The organism is Gordonia sp. NPDC003425 (assembly GCF_053588635.1).
This window is the reverse complement of the sequence record NZ_JBSFQI010000002.1, coordinates 473,017-497,875: the sequence shown is the minus strand read 5'-3', so window position 1 is coordinate 497,875 and position 24,859 is coordinate 473,017. Positions and strand designations below refer to the sequence as shown.

Annotated in this window: 23 protein-coding genes and 1 tRNA gene; 16 read left to right on the top strand and 8 right to left on the bottom strand. The window is 67.0% G+C overall.

Annotated elements, in window-relative coordinates; genetic code table 11:
• Positions 1-122: 122 nt before the first annotated feature.
• Entirely contained in the window at positions 123-1,004 is an 882-nt protein-coding gene (gene purU / locus ACWDTD_RS04845) for a formyltetrahydrofolate deformylase (RefSeq protein WP_449745912.1), read from the bottom strand.
• 26 nt (positions 1,005-1,030) lie between these two features.
• On the opposite strand from purU, the gene deoC reads away from it, so the two are divergent.
• A complete protein-coding gene (gene deoC, locus ACWDTD_RS04840) occupies positions 1,031-1,714 on the top strand; it encodes a deoxyribose-phosphate aldolase (protein ID WP_449745911.1) in 684 nt (227 codons plus the stop codon).
• A gap of 261 nt (positions 1,715-1,975) precedes the next feature.
• Positions 1,976-3,232 carry an Ig-like domain-containing protein gene (locus tag ACWDTD_RS04835; RefSeq protein WP_449745910.1) on the top strand — a complete coding sequence of 419 codons (1,257 nt, stop codon included), beginning with the start codon at positions 1,976-1,978 and terminating at the stop codon, positions 3,230-3,232.
• Here the strand turns inward: ACWDTD_RS04835 and ACWDTD_RS04830 are convergent.
• Positions 3,229-4,005, bottom strand: coding sequence for an SDR family NAD(P)-dependent oxidoreductase (locus ACWDTD_RS04830; RefSeq protein ID WP_449745909.1), 777 nt, complete (start codon positions 4,003-4,005; stop codon positions 3,229-3,231). The genes ACWDTD_RS04835 and ACWDTD_RS04830 overlap by 4 nt on opposite strands.
• A gap of 86 nt (positions 4,006-4,091) precedes the next feature.
• Between ACWDTD_RS04830 and ACWDTD_RS04825 the strand changes: the two genes are divergently transcribed.
• The 3 genes from ACWDTD_RS04825 to ACWDTD_RS04815 all read left to right on the top strand — a co-directional run bounded on the left by ACWDTD_RS04825 (position 4,092) and on the right by ACWDTD_RS04815 (position 7,261).
• Complete coding sequence (locus ACWDTD_RS04825; protein ID WP_449745908.1) at positions 4,092-5,210, top strand: ROK family protein; 1,119 nt, start codon at positions 4,092-4,094, stop codon at positions 5,208-5,210.
• Positions 5,211-5,288: 78 nt separating this feature from the next.
• Positions 5,289-6,113: a transglutaminase-like domain-containing protein gene (locus tag ACWDTD_RS04820; RefSeq protein ID WP_449745907.1), complete on the top strand. Its 825-nt coding sequence runs from the start codon at positions 5,289-5,291 to the stop codon at positions 6,111-6,113.
• Between the two features lie 32 nt (positions 6,114-6,145).
• Complete coding sequence (locus tag ACWDTD_RS04815; protein ID WP_449745906.1) at positions 6,146-7,261, top strand: zinc-binding metallopeptidase family protein; 1,116 nt, start codon at positions 6,146-6,148, stop codon at positions 7,259-7,261.
• 1 nt (position 7,262) lies between these two features.
• On the opposite strand, the gene otsB is transcribed toward ACWDTD_RS04815, so the two are convergent.
• The 4 genes from otsB to ACWDTD_RS04795 all read right to left on the bottom strand — a co-directional run bounded on the left by otsB (position 7,263) and on the right by ACWDTD_RS04795 (position 11,294).
• Positions 7,263-8,054, bottom strand: coding sequence for a trehalose-phosphatase (otsB, locus tag ACWDTD_RS04810; RefSeq protein WP_449745905.1), 792 nt, complete (start codon positions 8,052-8,054; stop codon positions 7,263-7,265).
• Positions 8,051-9,592: an alpha,alpha-trehalose-phosphate synthase (UDP-forming) gene (locus ACWDTD_RS04805; protein ID WP_449745904.1), complete on the bottom strand. Its 1,542-nt coding sequence runs from the start codon at positions 9,590-9,592 to the stop codon at positions 8,051-8,053. The genes otsB and ACWDTD_RS04805 overlap by 4 nt, the downstream gene beginning before the upstream one ends.
• 3 nt (positions 9,593-9,595) lie before the next feature.
• Positions 9,596-9,760, bottom strand: a complete 165-nt coding sequence (locus tag ACWDTD_RS04800) for a hypothetical protein (RefSeq protein ID WP_449745944.1) — start codon at positions 9,758-9,760, stop codon at positions 9,596-9,598.
• Between the two features lie 100 nt (positions 9,761-9,860).
• Positions 9,861-11,294, bottom strand: coding sequence for a threonine/serine ThrE exporter family protein (locus ACWDTD_RS04795; RefSeq protein ID WP_449745903.1), 1,434 nt, complete (start codon positions 11,292-11,294; stop codon positions 9,861-9,863).
• 5 nt (positions 11,295-11,299) lie between these two features.
• On the opposite strand from ACWDTD_RS04795, the gene ACWDTD_RS04790 reads away from it, so the two are divergent.
• The 10 genes from ACWDTD_RS04790 (at position 11,300) to ACWDTD_RS04745 (ending at position 22,055) form a co-directional block, all read left to right on the top strand.
• Positions 11,300-11,374 (top strand) — tRNA-Thr (locus ACWDTD_RS04790).
• Between the two features lie 279 nt (positions 11,375-11,653).
• Positions 11,654-13,075 carry an APC family permease gene (locus tag ACWDTD_RS04785; RefSeq protein WP_449745902.1) on the top strand — a complete coding sequence of 474 codons (1,422 nt, stop codon included), beginning with the start codon at positions 11,654-11,656 and terminating at the stop codon, positions 13,073-13,075.
• A gap of 37 nt (positions 13,076-13,112) precedes the next feature.
• The gene (locus tag ACWDTD_RS04780) at positions 13,113-14,339 is read left to right on the top strand and encodes an arginine deiminase (protein ID WP_449745901.1); all 1,227 of its coding nucleotides are present in this window, start codon (positions 13,113-13,115) and stop codon (positions 14,337-14,339) included.
• 2 nt (positions 14,340-14,341) lie between these two features.
• Entirely contained in the window at positions 14,342-15,367 is a 1,026-nt protein-coding gene (argF, locus tag ACWDTD_RS04775) for an ornithine carbamoyltransferase (protein ID WP_449745900.1), read from the top strand.
• Entirely contained in the window at positions 15,364-16,299 is a 936-nt protein-coding gene (locus ACWDTD_RS04770) for a carbamate kinase (RefSeq protein ID WP_449745899.1), read from the top strand. The genes argF and ACWDTD_RS04770 overlap by 4 nt, the downstream gene beginning before the upstream one ends.
• A 227-nt stretch (positions 16,300-16,526) precedes the next feature.
• Positions 16,527-18,116, top strand: coding sequence for a carboxylesterase/lipase family protein (locus tag ACWDTD_RS04765; RefSeq protein ID WP_449745898.1), 1,590 nt, complete (start codon positions 16,527-16,529; stop codon positions 18,114-18,116).
• Between the two features lie 41 nt (positions 18,117-18,157).
• Complete coding sequence (locus tag ACWDTD_RS04760) at positions 18,158-18,559, top strand: RidA family protein (RefSeq protein ID WP_449745897.1); 402 nt, start codon at positions 18,158-18,160, stop codon at positions 18,557-18,559.
• Entirely contained in the window at positions 18,556-19,737 is a 1,182-nt protein-coding gene (locus tag ACWDTD_RS04755; RefSeq protein WP_449745896.1) for a winged helix DNA-binding domain-containing protein, read from the top strand. The genes ACWDTD_RS04760 and ACWDTD_RS04755 overlap by 4 nt, the downstream gene beginning before the upstream one ends.
• Before the next feature lie 97 nt (positions 19,738-19,834).
• Positions 19,835-20,590: a response regulator transcription factor gene (locus tag ACWDTD_RS04750; protein ID WP_449745895.1), complete on the top strand. Its 756-nt coding sequence runs from the start codon at positions 19,835-19,837 to the stop codon at positions 20,588-20,590.
• Position 20,591: 1 nt separating this feature from the next.
• Positions 20,592-22,055, top strand: coding sequence for a sensor histidine kinase (locus ACWDTD_RS04745; RefSeq protein WP_449745894.1), 1,464 nt, complete (start codon positions 20,592-20,594; stop codon positions 22,053-22,055).
• 265 nt (positions 22,056-22,320) lie between these two features.
• Here the strand turns inward: ACWDTD_RS04745 and ACWDTD_RS04740 are convergent, their stop codons facing one another.
• On the bottom strand, positions 22,321-23,160 hold the full coding sequence (locus ACWDTD_RS04740) for a hypothetical protein (protein ID WP_449745893.1): 840 nt from the start codon (positions 23,158-23,160) through the stop codon (positions 22,321-22,323).
• A gap of 39 nt (positions 23,161-23,199) precedes the next feature.
• Complete coding sequence (locus tag ACWDTD_RS04735) at positions 23,200-24,306, bottom strand: DNA adenine methylase (protein ID WP_449745892.1); 1,107 nt, start codon at positions 24,304-24,306, stop codon at positions 23,200-23,202.
• 102 nt (positions 24,307-24,408) lie between these two features.
• On the opposite strand from ACWDTD_RS04735, the gene ACWDTD_RS04730 reads away from it, so the two are divergent.
• Complete coding sequence (locus ACWDTD_RS04730; protein ID WP_449745891.1) at positions 24,409-24,834, top strand: HIT family protein; 426 nt, start codon at positions 24,409-24,411, stop codon at positions 24,832-24,834.
• The last annotated feature ends 25 nt before the right edge of the window (positions 24,835-24,859 follow it).

Below are 24,859 nucleotides of genomic sequence, written 5' to 3'. Positions count from 1 at the left end.
ATCACGCAGGCCAAGAGCCGGGGCCGCAGAATTCGCCATAGCCAATTCTCTCAAACCACGAACCATAAACTAATTAACGACACGCGACACTAGCGGGCGACGGCTCAACCGGCGGGAGGAGCTCAGGTGAACACGACGGTCTTGCGTCCGTACACCAGAACGCGGTCTTCGAGGTGCCAGCGCAATCCTCGGGCAAGGACGAGGGTTTCGATGTCGCTGCCCTGCCGGACCATGTCGGCGATCGAGTCCCCGTGATCCACGCGGATCACGTCCTGCTCGATGATCGGTCCGGCGTCGAGATCGGCCGTCACGTAATGGCACGTGGCCCCGATCAGCTTCACCCCGCGGGCAAAAGCCTGGTGATACGGCCGTGCGCCGACGAAGCTGGGCAAGAAGCTGTGGTGGATGTTGATCGCCCGGCCCGCCCACGCGTCGCACAGTTCGGGCGGCAGGATCTGCATGAAGCGGGCCAGGACCACCGCGTCGGGGTGATAGCCCTCGACGATGCCGCCGACCTCGGCGAAGGCGTCCTGCTTCGGTCGATCCGCCCCGAACGGGACGTGATGGAACGGAACCTCGAAGCGCTCGGTGAGACGTTCGAGGTCGCGGTGGTTGCTCACCACGGCGTCGATTCGGGCGGGCAGTTCGCCGCGATTGGCGCGTCCGAGCAGGTCGGTGAGGCAATGGCCTTCCTTGCTGACCAGCAGCACCACCGACTTCTGCACGCCGGTGTCGGTGAGTTTCCACACCGTCTCCGGCCCGAAGTCGGCGATCGCCTCGCTGAACCGTAACCGCATCTCGTCGAGCCCGATCGACACCGAGTCGGCGCGCACTGCCTGACGCGTGAAGAACCAGCCCGAGTCGACATCGGAGAAGTAGGCGGCCTCGGTGATCCAGCCGCCGATCCCGGCGAGAAACGTGGAGATCCGGGCGACGATGCCGGTGCGGTCGGGGCAGCCCAGCGTCAGGACGTAGCGGCGGTCGGAGGTGTCTGCGGTGGTCACCTGATCAGTGTGCCAAGCTCATCGGTGTGACTCGCACCGACCTGACGCGCGCCGACGTCGCCGCCCTCGTGGACCACACACTCCTCAAACCCGAGGCCACCCGCGCGGACGCCGAGGCCACGGTCGCCGAGGCCGCCGAACTCGGTGTCTACGCGGTCTGCCTCTCACCGTCGATGCTGCCCATCGGCACCGGCGCACAGCGCACCTGCGTGGTCGCCGGGTTCCCGTCGGGCAAGCACCACTCGTTGGTCAAGGCCGCCGAGGCACGGCTGGCAGCCGACAGCGGGGCCGACGAGATCGACATGGTGATCGACATCGGGGCGGCCCTCGACGGCAGGTTCGACGAGGTGTTCGCCGACATCCTGACCGTGCACGAGGCGATCGGCGACGCCGCGATCCTCAAGGTGATCGTCGAATCGGCGCTGCTGCTCGACGTCGCAGGACCCGACACCCTCACCGAGGTGTGCCGTCGCGCGGTGACCGCCGGTGCGGCATTCGTCAAGACCTCCACCGGATTTCACCCCGCGGGCGGAGCGTCGGTGAAGGCGGTGCGGCTGATGCGTGAGGCGGTGGGCGATCGCGCGGGCGTCAAGGCCAGCGGCGGTATCCGCACCGCGCAGTTCGCCGCCGAACTCATCGACGCCGGCGCCACGCGGCTCGGGCTGTCGGGGACCCGTGCGGTGCTCGACGGTTTCCCGGCTCCTTCCTGATCGACGCGACGTGGAACGAGTTCTCCTGCCGGTGTCGGCGTCCACCCGGTGTTGGCGATCGGACACGACGAACGCTGTGGCTGTCGGAGAATGCGCAGTTTGCACGCTCAGCGTTCTTCGACCAGCCGAGCGTTTACCCGGCAGAAGTAGGCCAGGCGCCTCACGTCAGTGGCGCATCCACTCCGCGGTGGGCGCGGAACCTGAGAACTCGTAAAGCCCGGTCACGGCGGTTGTTCAGTTCCGGTCGGTATCCTGTATGGGATGTCCACGAACGTAACGCCCAATCGCCGTACGGTTCTCGCCGCCGCGGGCCTCGCCACGGCGGGCCTCGTCGTGGCCGCATGCGGACGTTCCGGTGACAGCACCACCGCGCAGGCACCCAAGAAGCCGACGGTCGGCGTCACCTACACGCCGTCGCTGACCGATCAGTCCGCGCCCAATCCCATCGCGAAGGTGTCGGTCACCGCGGACAACGGTGTGCTCAACCCCGACGTCAAACTCCTCAATCCCCGGGGCCACGCCGTCGCGGGCACGATGTCGGAGGACCGCAAGACGTTCACCGTCACCGAGCCGCTGGGGTACGGCACCACCTACTCGTGGCAGGGCAGCGCCACCGGTTACGACCGCCTGTCGGTGCCGGTGGAAGGCAAATTCACCACCCTCGATCCGCAGCAGCAACTCAACGTCGTGGTCAACATCGCCGACGGCCAGGAGGTGGGGATCGCCGCCCCGCTGATCCTCAAGTTCGACGGCACCGTCGACAACAAGGAGGCGGTCGAGCGGGCGCTCACCCTCACCACCACCCCGCCCACCGAGGGCAGTTGGGCCTGGCTCGGCGAGGACAACGGCTCGCGGGTGCACTGGCGGCCCAAGGAGTACTTCGCGCCGGGCACCAAGGTGCACATGACCGCGAAGCTCTACGGACTCGACCACGGCAACGGGGCGTACGGCGCCGCGGACGTCACCAGCGACTACGTCATCGGACGCGCCCAGATCGTCAAGGCCGAGGCGTCGAGCCATCAGATCGTGGTGACCCGTGACGGCGGCACGCTGATGACGCTGCCATGCAGTTACGGGCAGGGCGACGTCGACCGCAACGTGACGCGGTCGGGCATCCACGTGGTCAGCGAGAAGCACGAAGACTTCTACATGAGCAATCCGGCGGCGGGCTACTTCAACGTCCACGAACGCTTCGCCGTGCGCATCTCCAACAACGGCGAGTTCATTCACGCCAACCCGGAAACCGTTGGTGTGCAAGGTTCTTCGAACGTCACCAATGGCTGTATCAACCTGTCGCTGGAGAATGCGCAACAGTACTTCGGCACCGCGATCTACGGCGACCCGGTGGAGGTCACCGGCACCCGCATCGCACTGTCGGAGGCCGACGGCGACATCTTCGACTGGACCTTCGACTGGCCCACCTGGAAGGGCATGTCGGCGATCAAGGGTGAACCGCGCACGCAGCAGGCCCCGGCCACGCCGAAGGGCGCCCCGACGTCGGTGAGCGCCCCCAACTAGCCCGTGCGGATGTTGCGGCGCGACGACGCCTGATCGCGCGGGCGGATGACGATCTGATCGAGATCGACGTGCGGTGGCCGCGACGCCACGAACCCCACCACCTCGGCGATGTCGTCGGCGACCAGCGGGGTCACCCCGGCGTACACCGCGTCGGCCTTGGCCTGATCGCCGTCGAACCGCACCAGTGAGAAGTCGGTCTCCACCATGCCGGGGCAGATCTCGGTGAGCCGGATCGGTGTGCCCAGCAACTCGAAACGCAGTGTCCGGTGCAGCACGCCCTCGGCGTGTTTGGCCGCGGTGTAGCCGGCGCCGCCGTCGTAGACCTCCAGCGCGGCGGTGGAGGTGATGGTGATGATCAACCCGTCGCCGGAGGCCTCGAGCGCGCCGAGCAGCGCCTTGGTCACCCGTAACGTGCCCAGCACGTTGGTTTCCCACATCCAGCGCCAGTCGTCGAAGTCGGCGTTGGCCACCGGATCGAGTCCCTTCGCGCCACCGGCGTTGTTCACCAGCACGTGCACCACGTCGAGTCCCTCGACGAAGGCGGCCACCGACGCCTCGTCGGTGATGTCGAGTTGCCTTCCGGTGCCACCGATCTCGGCCGCAAGCTGCTGCACGCGGTCGACGCGCCGGGCGCCGAGCACCACGTGGTATCCCTGCGCCGCCAGGGTGCGCGCGATGGCCGCGCCGATGCCCGAACTGGCACCGGTGACCACCGCGGTCCGGCGACCATCGGCGGTGGGCGGATTCGGATCGGTGGAAGTGTCGCTGGTCATGGCGATCAGCATAGTGCGGGCCAGACGCCCCCGACCGTCCGCGCGATCGAGATCCGCCTCCCCGCCGACCTGCTAGATTCACTCCCATGCCGTGCGGAGTGATCCCGCCGACGCTTCAGTTGGGGTCGACACCTGCCGCCGTGGTGCTGCACGCCGTGCGCGCGGGTGCGCCGATCACCCGCGACCGGCTCACCGAGGTCACCTCGCTGTCGGCGGCCACCATCAACCGGCAGGTCACCATGCTGACGTCGATGGACCTCGTCGTGGAGCGACGGGACCTGGTGAGTCCCGGGGTGATCGGGCGGCCGAAGAGTCCGGTGACCCTCGACCGGGATTCGCTGTGCGTGGCCGGTATGCACATCGGTGCCCGACGCACACTGCTGACCATCGCCGACATCGGTGGCCGTCCCCTCTACAGCCATGCCATCCGGACCCCGCCGGGTCCGGGGGCCGAGGTGGCACCGGTGTTGTGTGCGGAACTGCGTGCACTGGCCGACCGGTTCTCCGGGCGGCGACTGCTGTGGGGCGGGGCGGCGATCGGCGGATCGGTCGACGCGGTGACCGGCGAGGTGACCCACCCGATTCTCGGCTGGCGGCGCACCCCACTCGGCGAGATCCTCGCCGACACACTCGGCGTCGCGGTGTCGGTGAGCGAACACGTCGAGGCGATGGCCGCGGCCGAACTGCTTCTCGGCCAATCCCGGCAGGACGTGGGGTCGGGGCTGTTCTTCTACGCCCGGGAGACCACCGGCATGGCGGTGACTTTGAACGGCCGGGTGCACATCCCGGCGCGAGGCGCCGGCACCATCGACCACGTCCGAGTGGACGCGCCGGTGCTGTGCCCCGGCACCGCACGCCTTCGCGACGTGATCGGCTCGGCGGCCACCCAGCGCGCCGCGGCACGCCTTGGCCTCTCGCCCGACGCATCGATCATCGTCGACGAGCGGGCCCGCATCCTCGGCGAGGTGGTGGCGCTGTTCCGCGACGCCCTCAACCCGGACGCGATCACCGTCGCCGGAGACGCCTTCGCCGCCCACCCGCACGGACTGGCACCGGTACAGGCGGCCTTCGACGCGGCGTCCGCCGCACCGTGGCCGCTGGAACTGGCGCCCTCGTTGTTCGGTGTGACGGTGCCCGAGGGCGCGGCAATCGTGGTGGCGCTCAGCGTGATCTACGCCGATCCGGTGGCTGCGCTGACCGGGTGACGCCGGCGAGGGACGAGCCGACGGCGTGGCCGGGACCTCAGGTGAGAGCGCCGAGCGATTACCGCCTACAGTAAACCCATGGCCACCCCACCGTTGACCACTCCCCGTGACATGTCCGCGACGATGAGTATTTCCGTCACCGAACCCACCGAACTCGAGATGCAGATCGCCGTGGCCCGCATGCCCGGCCTGGAACTCGACGAGAAGCTGACCGTTGCCGTCGACGGTGTGGAGGTGACGCCGGAGGAGATCATCGATCTGCACGGCGGCCGCATCCATCGCCTCAATGTGGAATCCGGAGTGGTGTCCGTCGAATACACCGCCGCGGTCACCGCACCCGCGGACCCCGACGTGGTGGAGTCCACCGATCGCTCGATGTACTTGCGGCCCAGCCGATATGCCGAGTGTGACAAGTTCTTCGGCTTCGCCGGTGGACAGTTCGACATGTCGTTGCCCGACGCCGAACTGCTCAATCAGGTCACCTCCTTCGTGGAGGAGCGCCTCAGTTACATCCCCGGCGCCAGCGACCCGATCGACGGCGCTGTCGACACGTTGCTCGCCGGCGCCGGCGTCTGCCGCGACTACGCCCACCTGGTGGTGGCATTGCTGCGCGCACTCAACATCCCGGCGCGGCTGGTCGCCGTGTACGCCCCCGGATGCGATCCGATGGATTTCCACGCGGTGGCCGAGGCGATCATCGACGGCGAGTGGGTGGTGGTCGATGCCACCCGGCTCTCCCCGCGCCAGTCGCTGGTACGGATCGCCACCGGTCGCGATGCCGCCGACACGGCGTTCCTCGACAATCACGGCGGTGCCATCTCGCTGGATTCCTACGAGGTCACCGCAACGGTGCGGGGCGAGCTGCCCGTCGACGACGGCACCGCACGTATCGCCATCCGCTGACCTCGCCCGAGGCGACGCCCTAGGCTGAGCTCATGCATGCGCTGACCTGTCCGATCTGCAACTTCTTGTCGGGCTTCATGAATCAGAACTGCCCGAACTGCGGCACCGACGTCGGCGTCCACCTGCCGAGCCGGTCGCTGGTGGTGGCCTCGGAGGACGGCGTCCTGGTGGACGGGCGCGAGTGGGTGCGCTGCGTCAACTGGGGTGCCGGCTGCAACTGGATGACCCTGGCGGAGTTCAGCGAAAAGGATGCGGGCATGCGGGGCCGCTGCTTCCCGGAGGCCCTGATCCGCAAGCAACCCGACGCCTCCGACGTCATCGCCCTGCAGAAGATGCCGAGTACCACCGTCGATCTGCGGATGCTCATCTACCAGCTCGTCGACCTCGGCTTGCCGGTGCAGCCCTTCTGGCGCGCCGACGGCGGCCTGGCCTTCGACCTGCTGTCGAGTCAGACCCTCGGCAAGCCGGTGATGATCGGACATGCCAACGGGGTCATCACGATCGACATCACCGAGACCGAGGACGCCTACCGCGAACGGCTGCGCGTCGCGCTCGGTGAGCCCTATCGCACCATGCTCGGACACTTCCGCCACGAGGTGGGGCACTACTACGAGCACATCCTGATCGAGACCGGCGACGGCGCCGACCGCTACCTGCAGCGGTGCCGGGAGATCTTCGGCGACGAACGGGCAAGCTACAGCGACGCACTGGACAGGCACTACAACCAGGGGCCGCCACCGGATTGGCGGAAATCGTTCATCTCCGAGTACGCGACGATGCACCCGTGGGAAGACTTTGCCGAGTGCTTCGCGCACTACCTGCACATCACCGGAACCATCGACACCGCACGGGAATCCGGCATGATGCTGGAAAGCGATCAGGTGCGCTTCGCGATGGACCGCGACATCGTGCCGCTGGAGTCCTACGCCGATCAGCCCATCGAACGTCTGCTCTACGACTGGAAATGGATGTCGACGATGTTCAACCGGGTGAACCAGGCGATGGGCCGACGACCGCTCTATCCGTTCGACATCCCGCATCCGGTGGTGCGCAAACTCGGTTTCGTGCACCGCGTGATCCGCGAAACCGACAAACGCTCGACGCACCGGGATCCGCTCGTCGACCGGATCCCCGCGCCCGCCGGGTAGCTCAGCGGTTGTCCGCCAACCATTCCCGACGTCGCGCGACGGTGAATTCCAGTACCGATGCGACGTCGTCGGTGTCGGCGATACGGTAGCGGGCCGCGGTGTCGCCGTCGCCGACCTTGATGCTGACATCGGGATCGGCGGGAAGATGTGCGAAAGCCTTCTCATCGGTGACGTCGTCGCCGAGGTAGATGATGGCGTCGGAACCGAACCGCTCACGCAGGAGGTCGAGGGCGTGGCCCTTGCTGGTCTCGATCACCGCGAGCTCGATCACCGCCTTGCCCTCGGTCGCATACACCCCCGACCAGGTGGCAGGTCCGCTGCGGGCCAACCCGAGCGCGTCGTCGGCGACATCGGGTGCGGCGTTGCGGACGTGCAGCGCGGCGCTCACCGGTTTGGTCTCCACCGTCACCCCGGGATGATCGGCCGCGATCGTCTCGAACGAGTCGATCACCGCGTCGAGCAGCTCCTTCTGGGCGTCGGTGATCGCGTCGGCGAAGCCGCCGTCGAATTCGCTGCCGTGGCTGCCGACGAGGGTCACCGGGGCGTCGGTGAGACCGGACAGTTTCCCGAGGTCAACCCGTGCGCGGCCGGAGATCACCGCCGCGGCCGTGTCGGGGATCGAACCGGCTGCGCTGATCGCTTCGATCGACGCCGGGTTGGGTCGTGCGTCCTGTGGGCGGGACACGATGGGCGCGATGCACCCGTCGTAGTCGCTGGCCAGCAGTAGTTGCGGCACCGCCGCCGCCCGGACCAGCGCATCCCGTAGTTCGCTCGGAATTCCGTTCGCGCTCATCGGGATTCACGCTCATCGAGGTAGCCGCCGGTCTCCTCGTCCACCAGTTGCACGCCACGGTTGGCCGACACGGCGGTCTCGTGCGTGGAGCCGAGGGTGTCGAGGAAACTCTTGGCCCACTTCTCCACGTCGTGGGTCAGCACCTGTCTGCGCAACGCGCGCATGCGTCGTCTGCCCTCGGCCGGCGGCTGTTCCACCGCGGCCACGATGGCGTCCTTCACGCCGTCGAGGTCGTACGGATTGGCCAGGTAGCCAGAACGCAATTCGGCTGCGGCGCCGGTGAATTCGCTGAGCACCAGGGCGCCGCCCAGGTCGGCGCGGCAGGCCACGTACTCCTTGGCCACCAGATTCATGCCATCCCGCAACGGGGTGACCAGCATGACGTCGGCGGCGACGAAGAAGGCGATGAGGTCGTCGCGTGGGACCGGGCGGTGCAGGTACTGGACCACCGGCTGTCCCACGTCGCCGTACTGGCCGTTGATGTTGCCGACGAGCTGTTCGATCCCGGCGCGCATCCTCTTGTAGCTGTCGACGCGTTCGCGACTCGGCGTGGCCAATTGGACCATCACGGTGTCGTGCGGGTCGATGCGGCTCTCGGCGAGCAACTCCGAGAGTGCGCGCAACCGGACGTCGATGCCCTTGGTGTAGTCGAGGCGGTCGACGCCGAGCATCACCGTCTTCGGATTGCCGAGTTCGGCGCGGATCTCGGTCGCGCGTTGCCGAATCTCCTTGGAACGCGCCTTGGCGTCGAGTTCGCCGGAGTCGATCGAGATGGGAAAGGCGCCCACCCGGACGGTGCGAAATCCCACCTGCACCACGCCGAATCGTGAGCGCACCCCCACCGTGCCCTTGCTGGTGGCCTGCCCGGCCAGTCGTCGGGCGAGATAGAGGAAGTTCTGCGCACCGCCGGGCAGATGGAAGCCGATGAGGTCGGCGCCGAGCAGTCCCTCGACGATCTCGGTGCGCCACGGCAACTGCATGAACAGTTCCACCGGCGGGAACGGGATGTGCAGGAAGAATCCGATGCGCAGGTCGGGTCGCAGCATTCGCAGCATCTTGGGCACGAGCTGCAACTGATAGTCCTGCACCCACACGATCGCGCCAGGTGCCGCGGCCCGCGAGGCGGCTTCGGCGAAGCGGCGATTGATCTCGACGTAGGTGTTCCACCATTCGCGGTGGTATTCGGGTTTGACGATCACGTCGTGGTAGAGCGGCCACAGGGTCGCGTTGGAGAAGCCCTCGTAGTACTCCGCGATCTCCTGGCTCGTCAGGGGCACCGCGTGGATGCTGATGCCCTCGACGTCGGGATCCTCGTCGGAGTCGGCGATGCCCGACCAGCCCACCCATGCGCCGGTGTGTGAGCGCAGGATCGGTTCGAGGGCGGTGACCAGTCCACCGGGGCTGCGCTTCCAGCGCACGGTGCCGTCGGCCAGCACCTCCTTGTCGACCGGGAGCCGGTTGGCCACGACGACGAATTCGGCGCCGTCAGTGCCGTGGGTGGATGTGCTGTTGGATACCTCGTCGGATCCGGGGCGCACGGCTCAGGCGTTCTCGCCCGGTGCGATACCCAGCATGGACAGCAGCATCCGGCATTCGTCGGCGTCGGTGGCGTACGCGGCGACGACGCGTCGCGCCGAGTTGGCGGTCTCGTCGGCTACCGGCTCGAGCTCCTCGTCGGGAATGTCGGTGGTCTTCGCGGGCATCATGTCCCCTCGTCGGTGCGGTCTGTGTTGGTGATGCGGTCTGCACGTGTGGCGTGCACAACAGCCGATTCTACGCGTCGGCGGGCCCCGCCCACGCCGCCGGTCACCAACGGCGTGCCCGCGCGCCACGCGCATCGCGGCGGCGTCTGGCCCACTCGGGGGTGGCGGGAAGATGCGGACGCCGCAGCGTCCGGGCGACGAACTCGCCGAGGGTGACCCCGGCGGCCAGGGCGCAGCCCACCGCCAGCGCACTGGTCATCCAGGTGAAGCCTTGCAGCGTCTGATCGTTGAGGATGCCGTAGAGGCCGCGGTAGACGGCCAGACCCGGCAGCAGCGGGGTGATGCCGGCGACCGCGACCACCAACGGCGGGGTGAGGGCGCGACGGGCCAGCAGACCACCGACCAGTCCGACGAAGGTGGCGGCCGCGCCGCCGGCGATCACGTCGCCCACCGACAGCCACGCCCCGATCGCCGCGACGCCCATCCCGATCGCGCCGCCCAGGAACGCGACGGGCAGCGCCCGACGTTCGGCGTAGCTCGCGAGTGCGAACGCGAAAGCCGCCACCGCGCCGGCGATCACCCGCACCGGGACGTCGACGGCGGCGAACTGGGTGGACGTGGTGATCGTGGGCAGGTAGACGCCGAAGCGTCCGAGCATCTGGAGTGCGATGCCCACACCGGCGATGATGCCGCCGGTCATCAGCAGCAGTTCGAAGAAGCGGGCCACCCCGGTGATGGGTGCGCCGGTGATGGCGTCCTGCACCGATCCCACCAACGAGAGTCCGGACAGCAACACCACGATGCCCGCCGCGATCACCTGCGAGGGCGCGATGTCGACCCCGAAACGTTCGCCCACCGAGAACACCAGCGCGGCGGGTACGACGGCGATGAAGCCACCGGCGACCTGCTGAAAGAACGCGGGGGTGGAGATCCGGTTGAGGAACCGGTTCGCGGTCACGGTCACCGCGGTGGTGGCGAACGCGAGCGAGGCCACCACGAGGCCGCCGCCGAGGAGCACCGAGATCCCGGCAGCCATGAGGCCCCACGCCGAGGTGGCCACCCAGTGCGGGTAGGGATGGCGGGAGGCGATGATGTCGTCGATCATGCGGTGCGCACTCGTCGGCGCCAGTGCCGAGTCGCGGATCCGGCGGACCAGCCGATCGACCGCGGCCAGCCGGGTGAAGTCGAGTGACCGGTAGTGCACGGTCTGCATCGCGCTGATCGGTGGCAGGGTGGCACCGCGGCGCGCACTCACCAGGATCGTGTTGTAGGTGACGTCGACGTCGAGTTCCTCGAGTCCGTAGACCCCGGCGACGAATCGGATCTGCGACGCGGTGTCCACCGCTCCGGTGCCGGAGTCCAGCAGCACGGCGCCGATCTTGGTGGCGAGGTCGAGCACCTCGGTGATGGTGCCCACATCGAACCGGTCGATCGGCCGGCGTGGCGCGACGACGATGCTGCCCGGCTCGATCGTGTCGATCGTCGCCTGGCTGGTCCCGGTGAGGAAACGAAGCGCCCGCCCGATATACTCGCGCACGCAATGCCTCCTTAGCTCAGTGGTAGAGCACTCGCCTTGTAAGCGAGCGGTCGTCAGTTCGATCCTGACAGGGGGCTCCACCAGGATCCGCACGCGGGTGGGTCCGTGTGCGACGCCGTGGTCGCCGCCCGTTCACCTGCATGTGACCACTTTGCGACTTCCAACTGAAATGGCGTCGCTTTCTTGGCGGTTTCGTGGAAATAGGGAAAGCCCCCACGTAGCGTTGGATTGGTCACGAGACTACAGGCGGTCTCGCAATGACCGGTCGAACACCGGCCTCCCCTGACCGCGTTCGGCGGTCGACGTCGAATCCATTTCTCCTGACACGCAAGCCGTTTCGTCACGGATGGAGGAATGGGATGAGCGAGACCTTGCAGAGTTCGCCCGCGGCGGATGCCAGCGGGTACAAGGAGGAGGCGAAACTCGGTCTGCCACAGGCGAGCGCGCTCGTCATGGGCAGCATCATCGGCGTCGGAATCTTCAGCCTGCCCTATTCGCTCGCCTCCTACGGTCCCATCAGCATCATCGCGATGGCGATCACCACCGTCGGTGCACTCGCGCTCGCGCTGATGTATTCGGCACTGTCCAAACGCATCGCCGCGCCCGGCGGTCCGTACGCCTACGCCCGGGTGGCGTTCGGCAACGTCGCCGGCTTCTTCAACGCGTGGAGCTACTGGATCACGGCGTGGGCGGGCAATGCGGCGATCGCCACCGGCTGGGTGTATTACGTCATCTACTTCTTCAACGACGTCCCCAACTGGGTGCAGTTGCTGATCGCGCTCGCCGGCCTGTGGGTTCCCGCCGCGATCAACCTCAGCGGGCTGAAGAACATCGGCGCCTTCCAGACCATCACCACCATCCTCAAGTTCATCCCGCTGCTGTTGCTCTCCTTCGTCGGGATCTTCTTCGTCTCGTCGGACAACTTTCACCCATTCAACGCCAGCGGCGGGTCGGCCACGTCGGCGATCCTCGGTGCGATGGCGATCCTGCTGTTCAGCTATCTGGGGGTGGAAACCGCGACGGTGACCGCCGCGGCGGTCCGCGACCCGAAGCGTAATGTGCCGCGCGCCACCATCATCGGCACCGTCGCCTGCGCGATCGTGTATCTGCTCTCGATGACCGCGGTGTTCGGCATCGTACCGTCGGCCGATCTCGGCAAGGACGAGAACAAGGCGTCGTATGCGATCGCCGCCAACGACATCTTCGGCGGCACCTGGGCCGGGTACGCGGTGGCCGTCGCGGTGATCATCTCCGGTATCGGCGCGCTCAACGGGTGGGTGCTGATCTGCTCGGAGATGCCGCGGGCAGCCGCCCTCGACGGGCTGTTCCCGAGCCGGTTCGCCGAGATGTCGAGCCGCGGGGTGCCGGCCTTCGGCATCCTGGCCGCCACCGTGCTGGCCAGTGTGGTGACCGTGATCAGCTATCTCGGCAACAGCGGTGCCGCCATCTTCAACACCCTGGTGTTCATGACCGGCATCACCGCCGCGATCCCGTACGCGTTCTCGGCGTTGGCGCAGATCTACATGCGGATCAGCGATGCGCGCAAGATGGAGCGTGCCAGGTTCTGGCGCGACGTCATCGTCGCCGTGGTGAGCCTGGTGTTCGCGATCCTGTTCATCATCTATTCGCGCAACACCGACGAGGACAGTTGGTACTCCGAATACGGTCCCTACCTGATGACGTTGGGCGCATTCCTGCTCGGCGTGCCGGTGTACCTCTACATGCGCAGCCGCATGTCCTCGCCTCCTCCTGTTCCCGATTACCGCGTCGTGGATGCATGAGCATCCACCGCATGAGCATCCACGAAGGAAGGAAATCATGAGCTTTCATGTCGATTCCGAGGTCGGCCAACTCCAACAGGTGATCCTGCACAAGCCGGGTATCGAGCTGACGCGACTGACCCCGTCGAACGTCGAGAGCCTGCTCTTCGACGACGTGATGTGGGCCGAGAAGGCCCGCGAGGAACACGAGGCGTTTCAGCAGATCCTGCGCGATCTCGGTGTCACCGTGTACCTGTATCAGGATCTGCTCGCCGAGGCGGTGGATCAGCCCGGTGCGCGAGAGTTCCTGCAGGACAGGCTCACCACCGCGACTCGTTTCGGAACCGCCCTCGACCATCCGCTCGACAAACTGGTCGGCGAACTCAAGGCGGCCGACCTTGCCGAGATGCTCATCGGCGGTCTGCTCAAACGCGACGTGGCGCCGTACTTGGCGGGCACCCCGAGCCTGTTCCTGAACTACCTTCGCGACGATGACTTCTTCCTCGCGCCGCTGCCCAATCACCTGTTCCAGCGCGACAATTCGGCCTGGATCTATGGCGGCGTCAGCGTCAACCCGATGGCGAAACCGGCGCGTCAGCGTGAGTCGATCAACTCCCGGGTCATCTACAACTTCCACCCGATGTTCGCCGACGCCGACTTCGAGTTCTACTACGGCAACGACTCGCAGCAACACGCACCGGCGACCGTCGAGGGCGGCGACATCCTCGTCATCGGCAACCGGCACGTGATGATCGGGATGGGTGAACGCACCGCGCCCCAGGGTGTGGAAGTGCTCGCCGACAGCCTGTTCCGCTCGGGTGCGGTGGACAAGATCATCGTGGTGGAACTGCCGCACGAACGTGCGTTCATGCATCTCGACACCGCGATGACGATGATCGACCGTGACGCCTTCAGCGTCTACCCCTACCTCCCGGGCGAACTGCGGTCCTACACGCTGACCGCCAAGGACGAGGGCACCGCCTTCGACGTGGTGGAGAACGGCGAGTTGTTCCCGGTGGTCGCCGAGGCACTCGGCGTGGACAAACTGCGTGTCCTCAAGGCGCCCATCGACCGCCTCGAGGCAGCCCGTCAGCAGTGGGACGACGGCAACAACTTCCTCGCTGTCTCGCCGGGCGTCATCGTCGGCTACGAACGCAATGTGACCACCAACAAGTATCTGGGGGACAACGGCATCCAGGTCATCGGGCTGCAGAGTTCCGAACTCGGCCGCGGCCGTGGCGGACCTCGCTGCATGTCGTGCCCCATCGAACGAGAGGCAGTGTAGCCATGAGTGATTACGGCGACGTCATCGCAACCCTCGAGGGCCGTGACTATCTGAAGGAACTCGACTTCACCGTCGACGAGTACACCGCGCTTCTGGAACTGTCGCAGGAGGTGAAGAAGGCGCACAAGGAGGGCCGCGACGCCCAGAAGCATGTCGGCAAGGCCATCGCGCTGGTTTTCGAGAAGACCTCCACGCGCACCCGCTGCGCCTTCGAGCGGGCGGCCTACGATCTGGGCCTCGGACACATCTATCTCGATCCCACCGGATCGCAACTCGGCCATAAGGAATCGATCTCCGACACCGGGCATGTGCTGGCGTCGATGTTCGACGGCATCGAGTACCGCGGTTTCTCGCAGAAGTCGATGGAGGTGCTCGCCGAGGCGGCGTCGGTGCCGGTGTGGAACGGTCTGTCCGACGAATGGCACCCGACGCAGTCGCTGTGCGACATGCTCACCATGGTCGAGCACGCCGGCGGCAAGCCGGCCAACGAGATCACCTTTGCCTACCTCGGCGACACCGAGGACAACGTGGCGAACTCGCTGCTGATCGCCGGTGCCATGTGCGGCATGGACGTTCGTCTGGTGGGGCCCAAGGAGCGCTGGACCCCGGAGGCGATCACCAAGGCGGGCAACGAGATCGCGGCCGCCACCGGCGGCTCGATCACCCACACCGAGGATGTCGGCGAAGGCGTCAAGAACGCCGACTTCATCTACACCGACGTCTGGCTGTCGATGGGTGAGGCCAAGGACCTCTGGGGTGAACGCATCAAACTGTTGCTGCCGTATCAGGTGAACGCCGAGGTCATGGCCGCCACCGGGAAGCCCGACACCAAGTTCCTGCACTGCCTGCCCGCATTCCACGATCGCAACACCACCGTCGGTGAGCAGATCTACGAGGAGACCGGTCTGTCGGCGCTCGAGGTGACCGACGAGGTGTTCCAGAGCGACGCCTCCATCGTGTTCGCGCAGGCGGAGAATCGCTGGCATTCGATCAAGGCCATCGTGGCCGCGACACTGGGGCTGGTATGAGAGTCGTTGTGGCGCTGGGCGGAAACGCTCTGCTGCCCAGGGGAAAACCGCTCACCCCGGCCAATCAGCTGCAGGCGGTCAACGACGCGATGGAGGTGCTGGCCCCGGTCTCGATCGAGAACAATCTGGTGATCACCCACGGCAACGGTCCCCAGGTGGGCCTGCTGGCCAACATCACCGCCGCCGCCGACCCCGACTCGGCGGAGCCGTTCGACGTGCTCGACGCGCAGACCGAGGGCATGATCGGCTATCTGATCGAACGTGAACTGCGCGAACTGCTTCCGGCGGTCCGGCAGGTGGCCACGCTGGTCACCCTCATCGAGGTCGATCCCCGCGACCCCGCGTTCGACAACCCCACCAAGTTCATCGGGCCGGTGTACACCAAGGACGAGGCCGAGAAGTTGGCGGCCGCGCACGGATGGAGCATCGCCGCCGACGGTGAGTACTGGCGGCGAGTCGTCGCCTCACCCACCCCGTCGGCCATCCCGGGCATCTACACCATCGAGCATCTGGTGTCCGGCGGCGTCACCGTCGTGTGCGCAGGCGGTGGCGGTGTGCCGGTGGCGTGGGACGCGGTCGCCCGCAGCTACAGCGGTGTCGAAGGTGTCATCGACAAGGATCTCGCGACCTCACTGTTGGCCTATCAGCTCACCGCGGATCTGATGATCATGGCCACCGATGTCGATGCGGTCTACGAGAACTGGGGCACCCCGGACCAACGGGCCATCGCCACCGCACATCCGAGCGCGTTGAAATCGTCGACGTTCGCGGCCGGTTCGATGGGACCCAAGGTGCAGGCCGCGATCGAGTTCATCGAGCGCGGCATGCGGGGTGAGGCGGTGATCGGATCGCTGGCCCAACTCGAGAACATCCTCGCCGGTGAGGGCGGCACCCGGGTGAGCAGAAAGTACACCGGCATCACCTACCGCTGACATCCACTCTCACGGTGTGTGGGACGGAACCCGGGCCGAACTGAGCCATCCGGGTGGATCGCTGCCGGGGTCCAACGACGCCGACTGCAGGGCGTCGCGCGCACACCCGCGACCCGTTACACCAACATCACCGACAACGACGGGATCGTCGATCCCTACGGTTGACCCGACGCTCCGAATGCGTGTCGTGTCCGGCGACGAGACGAGCGGCGACGCACGATGGACCGGTGAGCACGAATGGCCCGGTCGCGCAGACTGGAGTGGGCACCTTCCGCGGAACATCGACCGACGACGGTGTGAACGTCTGGCGGGGCATCCGGTACGCGCAGCCTCCCGTCGGCGAGTTGCGGTGGCGTCGCGCCCGGCCTGCCGAACCCGTCGACGGGATCGTCGACGCGGATGCCTTCGGCGCGGTGGCTCCGCAGGCAACGAGTCCCGCGGTGCCGATGCCTGCCGGTGCAGTACAGGACGAGGATTGTCTGTTTCTCAACATCTGGTCGCCCACCGATGCCTCGGTGGGCGACCCGCGGCCGGTGATGGTCTGGATTCATGGTGGCGGCTACGTGTTCGGCACATCCGGTCAGGAGGTCTTCGAGGGCAGCGTTCTGTCGCGCGGCGGTGACATCGTCGTCGTCTCGCTCAACTATCGTCTCGGTGCGCTCGGGTTCGCCGACCTCGGTTCGCTCGCGGGTGACCCGGCCGGGCACGACAACCGCGGGCGCGACAACCGCGAGTACGACACGAATGCCGGGTTGAGCGATGTGCTCACCGCCTTGCACTGGGTGCGCGACAACATCGGGGCCTTCGGCGGCGATGCGGACAACGTCACCGTGGCAGGCGAATCGGCCGGCGGAGGCATCGTCACCACCCTGCTCACCGTCCCGGCCGCGCGTGGGCTGTTCCACCGGGCGATCGCCGAGAGTTCGCCGGCCACGTCGGTGTACGACCGTACCCGGGCGGCATCGGTCGCCGAGGTGCTCATCACCGCGGCCGGCGTCGACCCGTCCGATCCCCACGCTTTCGCCACGATGGACGTCGAGCGCATCGTCGCCGCCACCATGACGGCGTTCGCTCAAGTGCCCCAGTCGACTCCGGGCACGATTGCGTTCGCGCCGGTGGTCGACGGTGACCTCGTGCCTCGTCACCCGGTGGAAGTCTTCCGCAGCGGCGAGTCGATCCCGGTGCCGTTGCTGATCGGCACCAACCGGGACGAGACGGCCGCCTTCAAGTTCATGAAGTCGCCGCTGATGCCGGTCACCTCACCGGCCATCCGGAGCATGTTCGATCAGATCGCCACCGAGTATCCGGAGCTGTCGATTCCCACCCCCGAACGCATCGCGGCGGCCTATCCGGGTGTCAAACCCAAATCGATCAACCTCGACGTGTCACGCGATCTCGCGTTCCGGATGCCCACGGTGTGGGTGGCCGAGGGACATAGCGAGGTGGCTCCGGTCTACCTGTATCGGTTCGATCAGACCACCAGGTTGTTCCGGTTGCTGCGGGTGGGCGCCACCCACGTCACCGAGTTGCCGTATGTGTTCGGGAACTTTCCGAAAGGGAGCGCCGACGTCATGTTCAAACTGGGTGGACGCAGCACCGGAGAACAGGTGTCGGCGCGTATGCGTGCGCGCTGGACGTCGTTCATCCGGTCCGGTGATCCGGCCCTCGACACCGGCGGCCTCGCCGGACTGGAGTGGCCACCGTTCACCACCGACACCCGCGCGACCCTGGTGATCGACGCGCACGACCGGGTGGTCGACGACCTCGACGCGCCGCTGCGACGCACCTACGGCGACCAGGTGCTCGGGTTTCGCTGACTCTGAAACCCGCAGGGCACGGCGCCCGATACCATCGGTTGATGTCGCGCATCACTCTCCACGGGTCGTCGACCCTTCACGACGGCGGATTCCCGTACAGCGCCACCGTGACCGCCGGGCCGCTGCTGTTCACCGCCGGAATCGCGCCGCTCGATACCGAGGGTGTGGTGGTGGCCCGCGGTGACGTGGTGGCCCAGACCCGGCGGTGCCTGCAGAATCTCGGCGCCGTACTCGCCGAACGCGGCGCCACCCTCGGCGACATCGCCAAGCTCACCGTCTACGTCGCCGAGCACCTGCAGGCCGACCTCGCCGTCGCCTGGGAAGCAGTTGTCGGCGAGTTCGACGGGCAGGTGCCCGTCGCGATCATGGTGGGGGTCACCGTGCTGCCCTACGACGACCAGCTCGTGGAGGTCGACGCGATCGCGGCGCCCGATCCGGGATGAGTGCGGTACGCCCACGGATCACCGACGCGGCGCGCCGGACCCGACTGATGCGCCGGCACCGTCTCGCCGACGGATTCGGTGCCGCCACGGTGGAGGAGGCCGCCGCTGCGACGGTGGGACTGCACGCCACCGCACCGTCGACGGTCTACATCTCCGCGTGGGCACGCATGCCGGGTTTCGTGGCCGCCGACATGGATTCCGCGCTCTACGAAAAGCGCTCTCTGATCAAGCATCTCGCCATGCGGCGCACCGTGTTCGCGCTGCCCCGCGACATCCTGGCCGACGCCGTGGGCGCGGTGAGCGCACGGGTGGCGGCGTCGGAACGCACCAACATGCTCCGCGATCTGCGGCGCAGCGATGACGTCGATGATCCGGATGGCTGGATCGACACCGCGCGGGCCGCGGTGCGCCGTGAATTGGCCGGCGGTGCCGCGCTGACCTCCACACAGCTGCGCGAGCGACTACCCGAACTCGACCTCCGGGTGATGATCTCGCCCGGCAGGACGTGGGGCGGGCAGGTGCCGATGGGACCGCGGGTGCTGAACATGATGAGCGCGGCCGCCGAGATCGTGCGCGGACCCAACGCGGCGGGCTGGCACCTGTCCCGGCCGTCGTGGGTGGCCATCGAACACTGGCTCGGTGAGCCGCTGACGGCACCGGATCCGGTCACCGGGCACGTGCACATGATCGACAGGTGGTTGCGCGCCTTCGGTCCGGGCACCGAGACCGATCTCGTGTGGTGGCTGGGCAGCACGAAGGCGGCCGTCCGCGCCGCACTCGCGCGGCTCGACGTGGTCGAGGTGGATCTCGACGACGGGTCGGTGGGATACGTCCACGCCGACGACGTCGACGAGGTCGAGCCCGTCGCACCGCAGGCCCTGCTGCTTCCTGAACTCGACCCCACCACGATGGGCCACAAACAGCGCTCGTTCTATGTCGGCGACCACGTGCCACACGTGTTCGACCGCAACGGCAATGGCGGCCAGACTGCGTGGTGGGACGGCCGCATCGTGGGCGGCTGGTACCGGCTCGACGACGGGTCGGTGGCGCTTCATGCGTTGGAGGATCTGCCCCGCGCGGCACACCGAGCGCTGGCCGCCAGGGCCGACGAGCTCGCCGCCTGGCTCGGTGAGGTCAACCTCAAACCTGCGTTTCCGTCACCGTTCATGCGCCGATGACTTTCGCGGCGCGGCCGCATCGGACAACTGTTCGTGCAGGTCAGCACTCACAGCAAGTTGTCAGTGGCTCTCCAGATCCGTGGCAGACTGATCGGTGATGGTGGTAGCTGTGAACGACATGGGTCAGATGAGCACACAAACGTCGGGCGGGGCGCCCGCGCACGGTCCGCGCGTCCTCGTCGTCGACGACGAGGTCAACATCCGGGAGCTGCTCTCGGTGTCGCTGAAGTTCCAGGGCTATCAGGTCGAGGTCGCGGCGAACGGGCCCGAAGCCATCGACCGCTGCCGGTCGGACAAGCCCGACCTCCTCATCCTCGACGTGATGATGCCCGGCATGGACGGCTTCGGCCTGCTGCGCCGGCTGCGTGCCGACGGGGTCACCGCGCCCGCACTGTTCCTGTCCGCACGCGACTCCGTCGAGGACAAGATCAACGGACTCACCATCGGCGGCGACGACTACGTCACCAAACCGTTCAGTCTCGAAGAGGTGGTGGCGCGTCTGCAGGTGCTGCTGCGGCGCAGCGGTTTCGACGAGAACGCCAAGTCGTCGTCGCGGATCACCTTCGCCGACATCGAACTCGACGACGAGACCCATGAGGTGTTCAAGGCGGGCAAGCTGGTGTCACTCTCGCCCACCGAGTTCACGTTGCTGCGCTACTTCATGGTGAACGCGGGCACCGTGTTGTCCAAACCCCGCATCCTCGACCACGTCTGGAACTACGACTTCGGCGGCGAGGTGAACGTCGTCGAATCGTATGTGTCCTATCTGCGGCGCAAGCTCGACTTCGGCGAGAAGCCGCTCATCCACACGCTGCGCGGCGTCGGATATGTGATGCGTGAGCCGCGCGGCTGACATGGCAACCGCACAACCGGTCGGTCGGCTGCACAAACACGGTGTGCCGCTGCGGGTGTCGCTCGTCGCGTTGACGCTCGTGCTGGTGGTGATCGGTCTGCTGGTGTCCGGGATCGCGGTCACCTCGGCGATGAAGAGCGACCTGATGTCGCGCACCGACACCGGGCTGATCAACGCGGTGGACACGTGGGCCAAACCGCGGGTACGGATCAACGACAGCCCCGGCCCGCCGCCCGGGCCGCGACGCCCGCCGTCGCCGTACTTCGTCCACACCACGCTGGACAACGGAGAGGTACTGTCCAGCAACGACTTCGACGACGCGCCCGCGATCACCGGACTGCCCGCGGGTGACTACGGCCCGGTAACGGTGGACTCCGCCGACGGTGACGGTCCCCGCTGGAGGCTGATCAAACAGACCAACCCCGACGGCCAGGTGGTGGTCGCCATCCCGCTCACCGACGTCGACAAGACGCTGTCGCGGTTGATGTGGCTGCAACTGGGCATCGGGCTGGCCGTGGTGGTGGTGATCGGCATCCTCAGCTATCTGCTCGTCCGATCGAGCCTGCGACCGCTGCGCCGGGTGGAGGAGACCGCGCACGCCATCGCCGCGGGCAATCTGAACATGAGAGTCCCTCCGGCGGCGCCGAACACCGAGGTGGGCAGTCTGTCGGAATCGCTCAACACGATGCTCGGCCAGATCCAGCACGCGTTCTCCGCCACCGCGGCCTCCGAGCAGCAGGCCCGTGCGTCGGAGGAGCAGGCGCGGGCGTCGGAGGAGAAGATGCGGCGGTTCATCGCCGACGCCGGGCACGAGTTGCGGACACCGCTGACCTCGATCAAGGGGTTCGCCGAGTTGTATCGCCGCGGTGCGGTGTCCGATCCGTCCGATGCGATGCGTCGTATCGACGACGAGGCCGGGCGGATGAACGTGCTGGTGGAGGATCTGCTGGTGCTCGCGCGCCTCGACGCGCAGCGCCCGCTGAACTCCGAGCCCGTCGACATGCTGGCGCTGGCCGCCGACGTGGTGCAGTCGGCGCGCGTCGCGGCACCCGAACGCAGCATCCGGATCGAGGTCGGCGAGTCGGATCAGCCACCGATGGTGCGCGGCGATTCGGCGCGGCTGGTGCAGGTGATCCGCAATCTGGTGACCAACGCGGTGGTACACACACCGGCCGACGCGTCGATCACGGTGTGGGTGGGCGTCGACCAGGAGCACGGTGCCGACGACGTGGTGGTGGCGGTCAGCGACACCGGCCAGGGACTCGCCGCGCACGACGCCGAGCACGTCTTCGAGCGCTTCTACCGGGGCGACAGCTCCCGCTACCGCGGTGAGGGCGGGGGCAGCGGACTCGGGTTGTCGATCGTCGCGGCGCTGGTCCACGCCCACGGCGGACGCGTGGGTGTGGAATCGGTGCCCGGCCAGGGCGCCACGTTCTGGCTGCGGCTGCCCCGCCTCCCCGGTTGAGCGTGCCCACTTCCGGGTCGAGCGTGCCCAGAAGCCCGTTGAGCGTGCCCACTTCCGGGTTGAGCGTGCCCAGATCCGGGTCGAGCGTGCCCAGAATCCCGTTGAGCGTGCCCACTTCCGGGTTGAGCGTGCCCAGAATCCCGTTGAGCGTGCCCACTTCCGGGTTGAGCGTGCCCAGAAGCCCGTTGAGCGTGCCCACTTCCGGGTTGAGCGTGCCCAGAATCCCGTTGAGCGTGCCCGGGTCCGCTCGCTGCCGCCCCTGACGTCAGATCAGCTTGCGCAGCCGGGCGAACTCCTCGACGTCGGCGCGGAACGCGTCCAGCGTGACCAGCGTGTACATCCCGTCGATCTGCTTGTCGGCCCAGAGCTGATGGATGCGACGAAGGTCGGATTGCCGCGATTTCCAGCCGATTCCGTCGATCACCGCCAACACGAGTTGCTTGGGCAGACGTACCTCGGCCATTTCCTCGATCTCACGGACCGCGTCGGTGAGTTTGCTACCCGTGGAGTCGAAGCCCTTCGCGGCCACCACGATGTCGGCCGCACCGTCGCGACCGACGATGAGGTCGGCGGGTGCGTCCCGGCCGCCGCGGCCGGTGAAGCGAGAGCGAGTCACGTACGGCAGATTCAAATCCCTTGCAATGGACTCGATCTCGTCTTCGATGTGCCGCCCGGAAGCTCCCGCGCGGGTGGCCGTGGCCCGCGTACCCGACCGGGCGACGAGAATATCGGCGAAGGTGTAGGTGCGGGCCATCTGCGCGCGGAGCATCCGAACCAGATCGAATTCTCGGTCCATCCAGTCGACGAGGTCGTACGGGGCGCTGCGCGCCACCTTCTGCCACGACGATGTACCGAACTCGTGGCGCAGGTTGTTGCGCATCTTCTCCTGGGACAGTCCCACCGCCAATCGCAGAATGGTGTCCTCGTCGGCGTGATCGCGCGCCCACACCGCCAGGCCCGTCAGGTCGGTGTCGAGCACCTCGGAGAGTGAGTCGACGGCGTCGACGATCCGCTCCGCCTCGGGCGTCGATGCCGTCGGGTCCACGTGCGCGGTCAGCCGACCCAGCGACAAGAGGTAGTCGTCGAACTCGCCGGCGTCACTCATCGGGACCAATCCTGCATCATGGGTGAATCCTGTTGTCGCTCAGTCCCGGCCGATGAACAGGAACTCGCTCACGTCTCGGCGGGTGGCGGCCGCGTGCGTACCGAAGCTGTACTTGTGATCGATCGCGATCACCTCCACCGACGGCTTGACCTTGCCGAGCAGATCGACGATCCGGTCGTGCCCGGGCAACGCGTTCGACGAGTAGGAGAGCACGATCGCACCCGCGGACTCGAAGTGCTCGAAGGTGCGCAGCAAGGCGTCGTCGATGGTGCGTTTGTAGGCGAAGGGAGTGAACCGCTTGGGCAGCTTCTTGGTCTTCGTGTTCTCCATGATGCTCATCCCCTCCCAGTAGACCGAGAGACCCTCCAGGAAGTGATAGCGCTTGATGTAGTCGTTGTCGTCGGTCGGCGGGGCGTACGGCGGGTCGAGATACACCAGGTCGGGTGCGGCGGTGTCGAGGTCGATGTCGAAGACGTCGCCGCAGATGCTGCGATGCCGCCGGCCATTGCTGAACACCGTCGCGTTGTACTCGTGGGCCGAGCGAAGCCGGAAGTGGTCGCGCAACGACATCCGCAGGTCGCGGCGGCCGTCGGCGTAACGCGAGGAGTCGGTGAAGGTGAATACACCGCGCGGCTGCTTGCGGGCCGCCGACAACACCAGCGCCGAGATGGCGAGGTCGCGCCGGTAGCCGCGCAAACGGTCGATGTGCGACCACGCGGAATCCAGAAAGGCGCGGTCGTCGGCGGAGAAGTAGAGGCCGTCGAAGGTGCGGGCGATGAAGTCACGGTCGTCGGCGGGTGGGCCGCAGATCTCGTCGACGAGGTCGGGTTCGAGGCGCACCGACGAGTTGGCGACCGTCGCGCGGGTGATGATGTGCGGGAAGGTCAGGAAGTCGTTGGTGGTGACCGCGAATCCCTGTGCCTTGAGCAGGTAGGAGACGACGCCGGACCCGGAGAACGCGTCCACCGCGGTGCTGCCGCCGATCTCGGCGAAGGTGCGCTCGAGGTGGGGGAGCAGGCGATACTTGGAGCCCATGTAGCGCAGCCGCGGGAACCGCTGGGCGCGCGCCACCACCGCCGCGGAACCGACCGGATGCCCGCCGCGTGGCGACTCCGGCCCGTCGCCGGTGAACTCTTGTCGACTCACGAGGAAAGAATGTCACGGGCTCCCGACAGATCCACGGCCAACACGGGAACGGACGCTCGACAACTACGGTCATCGGGCGTCGAATCGACCTAGACTGTTGGTATGTCGTCGGTATTCACCAAAGTCATCAATGGAGAACTCCCCGGTCGTTTTGTCTGGAAGGACGGTCAGTGCGTGTCCTTTCTGACCATCGAGCCGGTCACCCCGGGGCACGTGCTGGTGGTACCGCGTAAAGAGGTCGACCACTGGGAGCAGATGGACACCGCGTCGTTCACCCATCTCGCCGACGTCGCACAGAAGGTGGGACGTGCGATCAAGGAGGGGCTCGGTGCGCCCCGCATCGGCATGTTGATCGCCGGTTTCGAGGTTCCGCACGTGCACATCCACGTGTTCCCGGCAGTGAGCATGGAGACCTACGACCTCAGCAAGGCCCGCAGGGACATCTCGGCCGAGGAACTCGACGCCGACGCGAAGAAGATCCGTGCCGCCCTGCGCGCCACCGGATACGGGGAGTACGTCGCCGACTGACGTCGAGCGTGCCCACTTTCGGGTC